Genomic DNA, 14,104 nt, shown 5'->3' with positions numbered 1-14,104 from the left:
ACAAATCTAATGGATACAAAAGCTTTTAAGCGCAGCCTGCAACATTCCGAAAATTACAATCGCAAGGGGTTTGGTCATCAAGCAGAAGTTGCTACCCAGCTGCAATCTGAGTATCAGAGTAACTTGATTCAAGAAATCCGCGATCGCAATTACACTCTACAACGAGGTGATGTGACAATCCGACTAGCACAAGCTTTTGGCTTTTGCTGGGGTGTAGAACGCGCTGTGGCCATGGCCTACGAAACCCGCCAGCACTTCCCTACAGAACACATCTGGATTACTAACGAGATTATCCACAACCCTTCTGTAAATCAGCGTATGCAGGAGATGGAAGTCGAATTTATTCCCATCGAAGGAAAGAATAAAGACTTTTCTGTTGTTGGTACTGGTGATGTAGTGATATTACCCGCCTTTGGGGCTAGCGTTCAAGAAATGCAGATACTTCACGATAAAGGCTGCAAAATTGTTGATACAACTTGTCCTTGGGTATCTAAAGTTTGGAATACAGTAGAAAAGCACAAAAAAATTGATTATACATCAATAATTCACGGTAAATATAAGCACGAAGAAACAGTTGCGACTAGTTCCTTTGCTGGCAAGTATTTAATTGTGTTGAATTTACAAGAAGCGCAATATGTTGCTGACTATATTATTAATGGTGGCAACCGTGAAGAATTTCTAACAAAATTTGCTAAAGCTTGTTCAGCAGGATTTGACCCCGATCAAGATTTAGCAAGAGTTGGTATTGCTAACCAAACTACGATGCTAAAAGACGAAACTGAGCAAATCGGCAAGATTTTTGAGCGGACTATGTTACATAAGTATGGCCCCACCGAGTTAAATCAGCATTTCCAAAGCTTCAATACTATTTGTGATGCCACTCAAGAACGTCAAGATGCAATGTTGGAGTTAGTAGAACATAATTTAGATTTAATGGTAGTAATTGGTGGGTTTAATTCATCGAATACTACTCAATTGCAACAAATTGCTTTTGAGCGGGGAATTCCTTCTTATCATATTGATACTGTTGAACGGATTAAATCAGGAGATTCTATTGAACATCGGCAATTAAATGGGCAGTTAATAACTACAGAAAACTGGTTGCCAAATGGAGAAATTGTTGTGGGAATTACTTCTGGTGCTTCCACACCAGATAAGGTAGTAGAAGATGTGATTGAGAAAATTTTTGCAGTCAAGGCAACAGCAGCGCTGGTTTAAGAGTGACCAGTTATCAAGTAAGCAAGTTCGTAGTAAGGACTTTAGTCTTTATTACGAACCCTCAAAAGTAGATTGATAAATTACTAACCTGATGTGCAGCTAAATTGTATAACACGAAAACGTAAAATTATTGTAGTGCGGGCAACATGAGCGCATCGCATATACAAATTAAATACGCAACAGCTTAGTAGTCTCTCCCATTAATTCTGAAGGGTTATAAAAGTTCGTAGTAAGGACTTTAGTCCTTGATTTGAGCGATAAATCGCTCACTACAAACCCTTCGTCACTAGTCTTCACTGGTAACTCAGAACTCTTAACTGTTCACTATAAAAATTTGTGATAAATTCAAGAAATGGCTGTTTATGAGCAAATTGGTAAAGGCTATGATTTGACTCGTCGCGCTGACCCTAACAAGGAGATTACTTATTTGTAATCGCCGATAAAGGATTAATCATGAATTAGTATGACAGAAAAATGGCTTTCTATCGTCGGCATTGGCGAAGATGGATTACAGGGGTTAAGCGCGATCGCTCGTTCTCTCCTCAATCAAGCTAAAGTAATTGTGGGAGGCGATCGCCATTTATCGATGCTCCCTACAGATGACCAACGTGAGAAACTAGTCTGGACATCCCCCATTAGCGCCTCTGTAGACGAAATCATCCAGCGTCGGGGTGAGTCAATTTGCATACTTGCAAGCGGCGATCCGATGTGTTACGGCATTGGTGTTACCTTCATGCGGCGAATTCCCGTGTCTGAAATGACGATTATCCCCGCACCTTCAGCCTTCAGCCTCGCCTGTGCCAGGGTTGGATGGTCTTTAACTGAGGTGGAAACCTTAAGTTTGAATGGTCGTCCATCCTCCCTACTCCAGTCTTACATTTATCCAAAAGCGCGGCTGTTGATTTTGAGTGAAGGGAAGGACACACCCGCCATTGTTGCTGAGATTTTGACAAATCGCGGCTATGGTGGCAGCAAAATCACCGTATTGGAGCGCATGGGCGGCGCTCATGAAAGAATTGTGGAAGGTACGGCTGCATCCTGGAGTGAAGTTGAAGTTGCGGCTTTAAATGCGATCGCAGTTTATTGTATTGCTGATCCTGGCGTTATCCCTTTACCAAGATTACCAGGATTACCAGATAACGCCTACCACCACGATGGACAGTTAACGAAGCGTGAAGTTAGGGCAATTACTTTAGCAGCTTTAGCACCGACACCGGGAGAATTATTGTGGGATGTGGGCGCGGGTTGCGGTTCAATTTCTATTGAATGGATGCGGAGTAATGCTCGGTGTCGAGCGATCGCGATCGAACAAAATGCTTCTAGACTAATATATATTGCTGATAATGCCGCCACTCTCGGTACTCCAAATCTGCAAATCATTGAAGGTAAAGCGCCCGATGCTTTAAAAGATTTGCCTACACCAGATGCGATTTTTATTGGTGGTGGGGTGACAGCAACGGGACTTTTTGATGTTTGCTGGGAAGCACTAAAGCCGGGTGGGCGTTTGGTGGCAAATGTAGTGACGGTAGAGGGTGAGCAAACTTTATTTCAATGGCATGAACGAGTCGGTGGTGATTTAACTCGGATTGCCATTCAACGGGCTGAACCCATTGGTAAATTTTTGGGCTGGCGAGGAATGGCGGGTGTGACGCAATTGGTAGTTATCAAATAACAACGCTATTACCAGAAGCTAGTACGGCAAGGCGGAAGTCATGGAAAGCTTGATCCAGAAGATGCTTACAAACAGATTAAAGCACTTTGTAAACAGTTGAAACGTAGTAAAAAAACATTTAATCAAATCCAGTACCTTTGCGCGATCGCTCTTTAATTACAATATGATCGCCAAAAATCATTAAAAATAGAAAAGTAAGTTCATTACCAAGTTATGAAACTGAAAGTTGTATTAGAACCCAGTGACGAAGGCGGATACACCGTCCATGTTCCCTCCCTTCCTGGCTGTATCAGCGAAGGAGAAACTGTGGAAGAAGCATTAGAGAATATCCAAGAAGCAATAGAACTTTACCTTGAACCATTGGAAGATGAATTGATTACTCAAGAAGGCGTAATTGTCAGGGAATTGGTACTGTGAGCAAAGTTCCCAATTTACCCTATACTCAGATTATCGCTGCTTTAGAACGGGATGGATGGATAGTTGTACGCCAGCGAGGTAGTCACATTCGATTGCAAAAAAGCATACCGGATGAAGCCTTGAAATTGACTGTTCCAGCTCATCGGCCAGTTAAGCGTTCCACCCTAGCTAAGATTTTAAAGCAGGCTCGTATAGACTTAGAAAGATTTTTAGATTTGTTGTAGCCAAAGATGGCATAAATAATTACTTCCCATCCTCCAAGATTAATGTAGACTCAGCAGTACGCCCAAATTCTTCTGGTGCATATTGCAGGTGAACTTCTGCACCAGGCCAAGAAAATGTACCAGGAGTAACAGAACGGACTAAGTAATGCAAACTATAAACTCCTGGTTCCAGGTGGTCGGCGTAGGCGATAATGCGATCGCGGTACACATTCTTAAACCCAAGTTCCCAGCTATCGGCTTTTGCTTGTAATGCAGCTGTCGTAGTTTGAAAACTTGCATCCACCGCCTCAAAACCTGCTGGTAACGGATCTTTTATTACTATATGATCCACAGTGCGATCGCAGATGATTTCTAAACCAATATCAAACACCTGTCCAGAGGCTAAAGTCAAGGGTTTATCGAAAGCGTAAAGACCTGTTTTTTGTAAAACTTTCTCTTTATTTACTTGACTAATTTCTCGTGTTATGCGTAAACCATTAAATCTGCCTGGTTGATTTCCTTGCAAGCGATAATTATAAGCAACCAGATAATGTAAAGTGCCATTACCTGATTTTTGCAGCGTTAAATCATTACGTCCACGAGGTAATAGATTCATCGGCACAATTAGTTGTAAATTAGGATTTGTGTAACCTTCAAAGCGATTTTCTCCTAACTTATTACCAGCTAATTGTACTGTGGCAACAAAATTAGGTGGCGTGGGTTGCAGTTGACTATATTCTACCAAAGCTGTTAAGGCTTGGGCATTATTATAGTTAGTTTGCCATGTCCCATCCCGCCGCAGTGCCAGAAGGCTTTGGAATAACTTATCTATAACTTCGGGTTTACTTTGTTTGGCAATAAATAACCGTAAAGCTTGGGCTTGCGTCGTGGTAGATGAACTCATCCATCCCCAATTACCTGGTAAACTTACAACTGCTGTGCGACCAGTTTCATAGATATTCTGTTGCAGCTTGTTTACTAATTGTTGAGATTCATCTTGCCATTCTGGGAATTGAGATAAGTATCGCGCTAGTTTAATTTGAGTTACTAAATCAAAATTATTGCGCTGTTCATAAATATCTGCGAGGAAGGTATTGCGTTTATCCCCAAGTTCTGATAGAGAAATTAAAGCATTAAGTTGCAGTTGTCTTTTGCATAATTGCTGTTTACAAAAATCGTATTCTCCAGGATTCGCTATAACTTTTTGCAGATAAGTTTTAAGGCGAGACAGCATTGCAGAATCGACTAAATTAGGGAATACTTGACTGGCTTTAGCTAAAGATTCACCTGAGTATGAAGAAACCCAAGGGTCAGATTTTTCTTGTCCTGGGAAAGCAGCAAAACCACCATCTGCTATTTGCAGTTTTTGTAATTGTTCAATTGCTTGATTTGCCTGTTGTGTAGGATTAAATTCTGCAAATGTCTGACCATATTTTTGTGTAAGATTTTGCAGATTAGCAGCAATCATTAACTGACTTGCAGCAGGTTCTGTAAAAGGTAAATCATTATCTTCTAAAACCTGCTTTGCTGGTGCTTTAATCTCTGTTATCAAAGTACTCGCCAACTGAATATCTAAACCTCCCGCATCAGGGAAAGTATTTTTATCAACATTCAGGGGAATCTTCACCTGTTTTTCAGTAACACCAGTTTCAACGACTTGTTCTGTAATTTCAATTGGCTTAATTTCCAAAGGAACTTCAAAAGCATCTGCGGCTGTACCATTTAGTTGAGTGCTAAAGCGAACTTTACCGACTCCTACACTATCCGCCACCATTGGAAAGCGATAAGCGTGAGTTGCAGATTCAGCTTTGGTTTGTAAAGAAGTCGCTGTGGGGTTTTTGTCAGCAAACTTCACAGTACCGCTAAGTTCGCCATTAATTGAGAGATTTCCTGGATTACTGGTGTTGTTAGTTACAGATAAACCAGCGAGGATGCGATCGCCTGGACGGGCAAACTGTGGCAAGATGGCATTAGTTAGCAGTGGTTTTGTGGTGATAAACGTCGCGTCTCCATTCCCGAAACGCAGATTTCCATCAGTGGCGACAGCCATCACCCGCCATGTAGTTAAGTCATCCGGGAGTTTAAAGGTTATCTGTGCATTACCATTAGCATCGGTGAGAACAGAACCGTTGTAGTAAGCTAAGGCTTGAAAATCGGTGCGAGTGCGAGTATTTGCTGCACCAGTTGAAAAACCACCACCATAACCCCAACCTTTGGGTTTAGCTACATCTTGTGGTTGTAATATGACATCCGCGCGATTATCGTTAAAGCGGGTAGATATTACCTGTTCTGCATAAACTGTATCTACCAAATTTGGCGGACGATAACCAGAAAGTTGTAACACCGCTTCATTTACCACCATGACTGTAAACTGTCCTTTGGTGGGATTGCCTTGATTATCCTTCAGTTCCAGTTGTACCGTTGACTCTGCACCAGGTTCTAATGATGCTTGTACTGGCTTAACTTGCAGTTTTAAATACTTATCTTCTAAGTTAACTTTAAAAGGTGTAAAACCAATCTTCACCAAGTTATCTAAACTTCCCGCTTCCACTTGGTTTATCGGTTTCCCTTGTCTGACTAAAACAGCTTCAATGGCTGCATTTGGCAGCATTTCTGGCGTGACTTTAAACTGAATTTGTGGTGCGCTTCCCTGAGTTTTGGTAATTTGCTGATAAAGAGGTTTGTCTTTAATTACAGCAAAGTACAATTCTGCATCTGGATAGGGAGATTGAATTAGTACAGTAGCGGTTTCACCAGGTTTGAACTCTTTTTTATCTAGCTGAATTTCTAAGACATCTTTTTCTTTAGAACCCCAAAAAACTGGATTTTCCCCAGTTGCCCAAATTTGTAAATCTGTGGCGCTTAATTCGTCTTTAGCATCACTAAAATTAACTCTAATCCGGTATGAACCAGATTCCGGTGCTGTCAAATTTACCGATTGCGAATTGCTAGCAGATGTAATTTCTGCTTGTCCGACTGTTTTATATTCAACTTGATTTTTTGGAGTTCGGCTACCTTCTACCAATTGCGTGACACTGCTGTATTTAATTTGTTGTAATTCCAGCCGTACCCGTTGACCTGTTATCGGTTTTCCTGTAGGGTCAGTAACAATGACTTCAATAGGAAAAGCCTTACCAGCATCAGCGATGAAATTACTTTTTAACCCAATGAGGCGATTACTTGGTAGGGCTGTAAAAGTTTTGGAATTCGCTACCGAAAGATTAGAAATATCTGCAACTTGCACATCCACCTGATAAGTCATCGGATATGGTAAATCATTAGCCACATTTACAGTTTGACTACTTTTACCATTAGCATCTAATTGGGCATTAGTTTGCAATACATCACTAGATATAGTAGGGGTTTCTTCTGGCCATAACCATTGCCTACCAAAAGTAAATTCCTCCCAACCTTTAGGAACAAAATTAGCCTGTTGGCGAGTGATAAAATATTTCGCTTCTCCACCTTCTACAGGCGCACCAAATAAATAATTACTTGTAGCATTAATATTAACTTTCTCGTCGATGAGAGCAAATTCTTTATCTAAGTTGAGTTCGACTTTAAAATTAGGAGGCTTAAACTCAGCTACCCGAAATTCTCCAGAAATTTCTTGCCCATTCTTCCCCTTAGCTTGGATTGTATAATAGCCTAAGCGCTGAGTAGTTTTAATGGGTAGTTCTAGAGAAAACGTACCAAATTCATTTGTAGTTTGCGTACCTAAATTAGTCTTTTGCCCATCAGGATTTACTAAAGTTAATTGGTAAACAGCATTTTTATCTTGTTGGATTGCACCATTTTGCAAGAAGTCAGCAAAACCAGTCAACCAAGCTTTTTCTCCTGGTTGATACAACTGTCTATCCGAGAAAATTACCCCGCGTGATTCAGGTTTACCATTTTGCCAGCCTGCATCAATACCATAGCCATAAACGCCGCTATATTCTTCAACTCTAGCAAATGCCCAATCTTGATTTTCACGGACAATTACTAATAATTGTGGTGATTTACTAGAACTTTCATTTCCCGAATAACATTGCTGTAATCCTTCACGAAGAATTGTCAAAGTTCCATTTTCATCAGTTTTACCCGTTGCACAAGGTACTGGTTCAGGGCGAGATTTAGCCTGTAACTTTGATTGATAAATTTCCACAGCAGCCGCTTGAACTGGCGAACCATCTGTAAGATGATTGACGCGAATTAAGCCTGACTCAGGAAACCACTGAGTAAATACGCCCAAATTCGTCAATTCAACCAAGCCATAAGTTGTAGGTTCTCGCCACAGTTCCTTACCATTCTCCTGATATTTATTAGTACGGGCTTGCACTCCATAAGCTAACATTCCCGTAGCTGCACTTATTTTTTCCCGCAGAGGAACAGCAATATCAACTGATTGATTTTTCTTACCCGATACCTTAAAGCTTTGCCAATCAGAAGGTTGTGGTAATAAATCACTACCATTATTAAAATAAACTAAATCTGTCGGTTTAACTACTCGATAAGCTGCCTTATATTTTGATTCTGGCAAATTTCCGGTACTAATATTTAGCTGTAAATCTTTACCTGTGGGGAAAATATTCAAATCTGAGGGTACCCAGATATCCCCAGCTAAATCTCCAGTATCATATTTAAGTGTGATAGGTTTACCCAAAGTCTGCCCAAACTTATCTTTGAGATTTCCGCCGATAGTAATTGTATAAGTCTTGGCAGGTTCTAGTGCATAAGGATTGATGCCGACAATTTTATCTTCATCATTTATTTGGATAATTCTCGAAATTTCTTTAGGTGCTGGATTAATAGTAATATTTTCTTTAGCTGAATCTGGCAATAAAACATTATTAAATTCTAGCTGCGGACTGCCTTTAATAAATCTTCCAAAAGTTCCACCAGCATCTGGTTGTCCGTAATAGTTAATTTTCTGAAATGCTAAAGGCGAATAAGTTGCTAACTTACTGGCAAATTCTTTCTCTGTAGGTAGATTACCATAAGCAGGGCGGATTCCAGGAGAAAATACTAGGCGATAAGGGGTTGCTTTTTCGAGATTTTGCTGAGGGACGAGGTTATAAATCCAATTGCGTGCTGAAGGGTCAAATTTTTCTAAAGGTTCTTCTTCATTTTTTAATGGTTTTTCTTCTTTATTTAATTCGACTTTAAAGCCTACACCCTTGTTTTTTCCTTCGGGAATTAACTGTAAATGTTCTTGTACAGAAGCTAAATCCAATTCTACATTTGAAGTAAACTGTAATTTCTGTTGTAAATCAATTGGTTCAATATCAGCCTTTTCAATGGGATTTACACCGGGTAGATTAGTCAGGTTGATAGATTCGGTATTAAAAGTCCAAGGTAAATCTTTATCTAAGCGATGATTTTTTAAATCGGCTAAACCTGTTTTGAGACTGACTTGAAATCTTGTCGCTATTGGTAAGGCTTTCTCGGCTTGAAAACCCACCATGCGCGGTGTTAAAAAGCGAAATTGACCGGGTAAAGGCGGCCAAAGGGCAAATTTTTCTAATATTTTCTGTTGTTCTGGACTGTCTAGGCTTTCAACTGGGATTAAAGCTTCTTTAAAACGGATGCGGATTTGGTTAAGAGATTTTGCATCCCCAATGGGACTAATTTGTTCAATCCAGTCTGGTAGTTTCGGCGGGGTGAGTGCGGATACTGTCGGGAGTTGTTCTTTACCTGAGTTGATACCAAAAAAATTACACCCTGTCATCGCTAGCATAAATGTAAAGAGAAGAAAATACTGTATTTTTCTCTTCTGGCTTGAAGTAGGAATAATTTTTTTTAACGAACCGCCAAGGACGCCAAGAACGCCAAGGAAGAAATAGAGAATTTTTTGGTGTAAACGGATGAAAGCTTTGATAATCATATTTTTAGTAATTCAAAATAAAAATTCACTAATTATAGACAACAAAAGTTTGCATTCCCTCATTGAGTTGGCAATGCCAAGACTAATAAGGAAAGGCTGATGACTATTTTTTACTTAAATATTGGATTTAACTATGTTTATTTACATAGATAACCAATACTGTGTGATTGTTCCGCAAAATCACTACAAATCTTAACTATGAAGAAGTATTTAAGTTCTGCAAATATTAATTTATATCTGCTAAGTTAGGAAAAATTAATTATTAAGTATTTGACATATTTACTGATGTAATAATCTTTGCGTCAAAATTAAGGTAAGTTTTCTTGGGCAGGGATTCCCTGATGAAACTAATTTTACGATCGCTACTCAAACTTAAGCGCACTAGTAAGGTTATCCTAGCTGTGGTGATAATCTGTCTGGTGGTACGTCTACTACCTTATTTTGCGCCCATTCGTGCCGCAGATATTGCCCAAAATCAGTTGGCAATGCAATTTAGCGATCGCAATGGTTTACCATTAGGAACATTGCTCACCCGTGACCAAGAGCATACATCAGTAGTACCACTAAATCAGGTTTCGCCCCAGTTTATCCATGCTATTTTAGCCGCCGAAGATGGCAGCTTTTACCATCACGGGGCGTTGGATATGAAAGCTGTTATCCGCGCCAGCAAAGAAGCCATCCACGCGAAACGAATTATTTCCGGCGCTTCCACTATTACTATGCAGTTAGCGCGGATGTTAGATCCAGTGCCGCGCAGTTTCTCTGGTAAAATGAGCGAGATTTGGCTATCTTGGCGGTTAGCAGCAGGGATGAACAAAGATGAAATTCTCTCTGCATATATCAATCGGCTGCCAATGGGAGGGAATATATATGGTGTGGAAGCAGCAGCGCAGACTTATTTTTCTATCCCAGCTAGTGAATTGAATCTTGCTCAAGCTAGTTTATTGGCTGCTATTCCCAATAATCCCACATACTTTAACCCTTACCAGCATTGGGAACGGCTGAAGCAGCGACAAAAATACGTGCTTAATCGGATGGTACAGGAAAAATATATTAGTGGTGCGATGGCTGCCCGAACATCTGCCGAAAAGGTTGTGTTTCAATCTCGCCAACGGGGAATTATCGCCGCACCACACTTTTTGTTTTGGTTAGCCAATCAAATCCCCCCAACCCCCCTTGAAAAAGGGGGCTTAATTCCCCCCTTAAAAAGGGGGGTTAGGGGGGAGCAATCCGTTATTCGCACGACTATAAATCGCCCTTTACAGCAGTTTGTCGAAGCACAGGTGCAACAGGTGATTTCTTCTATCGCCGCCAACAATGTCCATGATGCAGCTGCGTTGGTGATTGACAACCACACTGGTGAAGTTTTGGCTTATGTTGGTTCGCCTGATTACTTTAATGAAGCCAAACTAGGACGCAATGATGGAGTGCAAGCGCTACGTCAACCAGGTTCTACCCTCAAGCCTTTTGTCTATGAATTAGCTTTAGAAAAAGGTTTAATTCTTCCAAATACCATTTTGGCAGATGTACCCGCCCGTTATGCAATTCCCGGCGCGAAACTTTATAGCCCCACAGATTACACCGAACGCTTCCTTGGCCCTGTACGGATGCGAATCGCTTTAGCAAATTCCCTAAATGTACCCGCAGTGAGGGTTTTAGAAAAAGTAGGCGTAAAAACTTTCTTAGAACGTCTGCATCAACTGGGCTTTGAACACCTTAATCAAACCCCAGAACATTACGGTTTAGGGTTAACTCTCGGTAGTGGCGAAGTCAGTTTATGGGAACTAGCTAGAGCTTACGTTACTATGGCACGATTCGGAGATGCGATTCCTTTAGTAAGCACATTTTCTAATTCCCCAATCCCTACAGACGCGATTCATCGCGTCTCTACAAGTTACACACTCCCCAATCACACAATTTGGCAATTGATTACCAACATACTCAGTGACAACCATGCTCGTGCAACAGCTTTTGGTGTAAACTCGGTGTTAAATTTACCCTTTCCTTCGGCTGTTAAAACTGGCACTTCTTCTAATTTTCGGGATACTTGGACAGTTGGTTTTACCACAGATTACACCGTCGCTACTTGGGTAGGCAATTTCAACGGGGAACCGATGCGTCAGGTTTCAGGTGTTACCGGGGCTGCACCCTTGTGGAATCGAATTATGTTACATCTGCACGAACATCAAGAACCAGCAGATTTTCCACCTCCAGAAGGTTTAGTGCAATTACCTGTTTGTGCAATTTCGGGGTTACGACCAACACCCGATTGTACCTCAGTTGTGCAGGAATATTTCTATCCAGAAGATAAAATTGCCTACGAAAGTGACAATCAATTCAATTTACCACCAGAGTATGATGAGTGGTTGGCAAAACAACAGCAATCGAATCTTGTTTCTAGTAATTTTAGAATTTTATCTCCGCATCATGGCGATTTATTTTTACTGTATCCAGGTGAAGCAGCGAAGCAAAAACTCGAATTTAAGTTAGCAGGAAATAAATCTGCGCTTGTTGAATGGTGGCTAAATGGGGAAAAACTAGATACAAACTCAGCTAATTCTTTATTTTGGAATTTACATCCTGGTAAGTGGACTTTGGAAGCAAGAAGCGGGGAAATGACCGACAAGGTAAGTTTTCAGGTGGAATTAGCTAGTATTAAACCTACGCGTCGAGGATTTTCTATTAGTAATTCTCAGGTAAAAGGGAATCCTCCATAATTAAAAAAGGCAGGGATTACCTGCCTCACCCGCCTCGAACTAAAGTTCAAGGCTCATAGCTGAATGGCACTAAGTTAAGATACAGCCCTTGTCCGAACTGGTTCCCAGCCTCCAGGCTGGGAACCCATTCTTGGAGGCTCCGCCTCCATAGCTTGACAAGAGGCAGAGCCTCTCGTAACTCGTTCCCAGCCTCCAGGCTGGGAACGAGGATACAATAAGTCTTTGGGCTTTTCTTAGTGCCATTGCGCCATGCCCCAAAAGAGCCTATTTGTATCATTGTTAAAGTGAAATGGTATAAGCTGCACAGTGTATATATTTGCTTACCGCATCTGCTTAATTGGAATCTCAATCAAAAACTCTGTGCCCTTACCAGGTGCAGAAATACACTCGATTTTTCCCTTGTGCTTATCTACTATAATTTGGTAACTAATAGATAATCCTAAGCCAGTGCCTTTACCTATAGGCTTAGTAGTAAAGAAAGGATCAAACAATTTAACCTTAACTTCCTCTGGTATTCCTGGCCCATTATCTTTAATACTAATAACTACGCATTCATTCTTAACTTGAGTATGGACAATAATAGAGCTAAGGTGTTTTTGAACCTCTCCTTTTAAACACTCGTCTTCCCATTCATATAAAGCATCAATAGCGTTACTTAAAATATTCATAAATACTTGATTTAGTCCTCCCGCATAACATTCAACAAGAGGCAAATCACCATAATCTTTGATTATTGCAATTTCTTGCTGTTTCTGCTTTCCTTTGAGACGATACTGTAAAATTAATAGCGTACTATCAATTCCTTCATGAATATCAACAGCTTTCATTTCTGCTTCATCAAGACGCGAGAAGTTACGCAAAGTTAGCACAATCTCACGAATGCGGTCAGTACCAACTGCCATTGAGGATAATATTTTCGGCAGATCATCAATAATAAACTCTAAATCTATCTCATCAATAAAACTATTTAGTTCTGGGTTGTAATTAAATTTTTGTTGCTGATACAGGTTAATTAAACTGAGTAAGTCTTGACTATATTGTCTAACATGCATCAGGTTACCATAAATGAAATTAACTGGATTATTAATTTCATGAGCAACACCAGCAACTAGCTGACCTAATGAGGACATTTTTTCAGTTTGAATAAGTTGTACTTGAGCGTGTTGCAATTCTTGCAGTGTCTGTTGTAATTGATTATTTTTGTGTTTTAGCTTTGCCGTTCTCTCTGCAACTTGCATTTCTAACCGATAATTCGTTTCTTCTAAGGCGGCTTGAGCAATTTTTTTAGCTTTTAAGTATTGCTGTAATATATTTAATACTAAAAGCCATGCCGGAATCAGCATTGCTAAACTTATAATAGATACTACAACTCCCCAAAAAATTCTTTTGTAATAATCATCAACTTTCTGCTGTAACTGAAGTGATATATTACGGTTTCTTTTAGCAACACCATCAGCATAAATTTGTTTTTGATTTTCATACTCTCGGTTAAAAAGTAGTAGTTGTGCTATCTCTTTTTGATTGTTTTTAACTAGTTCAAAAGATTTATATTCAATTGCAACTAAGCGCTGATTAGCAGCATCAACTTTTTTAGCATCCTCATTCTCATATACTTTAGGAGCGAGTTTAATAGATTCTTTAATGGCAAGATCGAGTTTAGGTTCAAATTGGCGATACCGTTCTTCCCAAATAATTTTTCCTGTAGCAGCATTCATCCGTGCTGACATCGTTAAGACTTCATCAAGATAAGTAATTTCATCACTCAGCATTTGGAGTTTAAATTCATTTTTAATAATACTATTAAAATTTTGATATGCTTGCCAGTTAAGCAAAATTTGAGGAATAAACAAGAGTAATGTCAGCAGTAAAGTGACAGTTACTATTTGAGAGGGAACGAATCTTAGTTTATTAGGCAGGTGCATTTTGATAATATTTTTTTAGATATATGATAATTGGGCATTAATCTTTAATACTCTTCTATATGAAAAGTTTTATCTAAATCAAAAGCCAT

8 protein-coding genes are annotated in these 14,104 nt (G+C 40.0%); 6 read left to right on the top strand and 2 right to left on the bottom strand.

Annotated features, from left to right (window positions below; translation table 11 throughout):
• Window positions 1-9: 9 nt before the first annotated feature.
• From D1367_RS01560 to D1367_RS01545, 5 genes are all read left to right on the top strand, one after another.
• Window positions 10-1,218, top strand: coding sequence for a 4-hydroxy-3-methylbut-2-enyl diphosphate reductase (locus D1367_RS01560; RefSeq protein ID WP_118162077.1), 1,209 nt, complete (start codon window positions 10-12; stop codon window positions 1,216-1,218).
• Window positions 1,219-1,681: 463 nt separating this feature from the next.
• On the top strand, window positions 1,682-2,890 hold the full coding sequence (gene cbiE / locus D1367_RS01555; protein WP_118162075.1) for a precorrin-6y C5,15-methyltransferase (decarboxylating) subunit CbiE: 1,209 nt from the start codon (window positions 1,682-1,684) through the stop codon (window positions 2,888-2,890).
• A gap of 75 nt (window positions 2,891-2,965) precedes the next feature.
• The gene (locus tag D1367_RS33170) at window positions 2,966-3,046 is read left to right on the top strand and encodes a hypothetical protein (RefSeq protein WP_420819821.1); all 81 of its coding nucleotides are present in this window, start codon (window positions 2,966-2,968) and stop codon (window positions 3,044-3,046) included.
• A gap of 57 nt (window positions 3,047-3,103) precedes the next feature.
• Entirely contained in the window at window positions 3,104-3,307 is a 204-nt protein-coding gene (locus D1367_RS01550) for a type II toxin-antitoxin system HicB family antitoxin (RefSeq protein ID WP_109007161.1), read from the top strand.
• Window positions 3,304-3,531, top strand: coding sequence for a type II toxin-antitoxin system HicA family toxin (locus tag D1367_RS01545; RefSeq protein WP_118162073.1), 228 nt, complete (start codon window positions 3,304-3,306; stop codon window positions 3,529-3,531). Before D1367_RS01550 ends, D1367_RS01545 begins: the two co-directional genes overlap by 4 nt.
• Window positions 3,532-3,550: 19 nt before the next feature.
• On the opposite strand, the gene D1367_RS01540 is transcribed toward D1367_RS01545, so the two are convergent.
• A complete protein-coding gene (locus tag D1367_RS01540) occupies window positions 3,551-9,229 on the bottom strand; it encodes an alpha-2-macroglobulin family protein (RefSeq protein WP_118162070.1) in 5,679 nt (1,892 codons plus the stop codon).
• A gap of 488 nt (window positions 9,230-9,717) precedes the next feature.
• Here D1367_RS01540 and pbpC point away from each other — a divergent pair, with 488 nt between their 5' ends.
• Window positions 9,718-12,093 carry a penicillin-binding protein 1C gene (pbpC, locus tag D1367_RS01535; RefSeq protein ID WP_118162067.1) on the top strand — a complete coding sequence of 792 codons (2,376 nt, stop codon included), beginning with the start codon at window positions 9,718-9,720 and terminating at the stop codon, window positions 12,091-12,093.
• Window positions 12,094-12,413: 320 nt separating this feature from the next.
• Here the strand turns inward: pbpC and D1367_RS01525 are convergent, their stop codons facing one another.
• Window positions 12,414-14,015 (bottom strand): sensor histidine kinase, encoded by a 1,602-nt coding sequence (locus D1367_RS01525; protein ID WP_118162061.1) that lies wholly within the window; start codon window positions 14,013-14,015, stop codon window positions 12,414-12,416.
• Window positions 14,016-14,104: the final 89 nt, after the last annotated feature.

Origin of the sequence: Nostoc sphaeroides (assembly GCF_003443655.1) — a bacterium.
GTDB classification, from domain to species: Bacteria; Cyanobacteriota; Cyanobacteriia; order Cyanobacteriales; family Nostocaceae; genus Nostoc; species Nostoc sphaeroides.
The sequence above is the reverse complement of the archived record's forward strand: the minus strand, read 5'-3'. Positions and strand labels throughout refer to the sequence as shown.

Bases quoted from the DNA above. Each gene is read 5' to 3' on its own strand.
- D1367_RS01560 (WP_118162077.1), top strand. From the start codon at position 10: ATGGATACAAAAGCTTTTAAGCGCAGCCTGCAACATTCCGAAAATTAC.
- cbiE (WP_118162075.1), top strand. From the start codon at position 1,682: ATGACAGAAAAATGGCTTTCTATCGTCGGCATTGGCGAAGATGGATTA.
- D1367_RS01550 (WP_109007161.1), top strand. From the start codon at position 3,104: ATGAAACTGAAAGTTGTATTAGAACCCAGTGACGAAGGCGGATACACC.
- D1367_RS01540 (WP_118162070.1), bottom strand. From the start codon at position 9,229: ATGCTAGCGATGACAGGGTGTAATTTTTTTGGTATCAACTCAGGTAAA.
- pbpC (WP_118162067.1), top strand. From the start codon at position 9,718: ATGAAACTAATTTTACGATCGCTACTCAAACTTAAGCGCACTAGTAAG.
- D1367_RS01525 (WP_118162061.1), bottom strand. From the start codon at position 14,015: ATGCACCTGCCTAATAAACTAAGATTCGTTCCCTCTCAAATAGTAACT.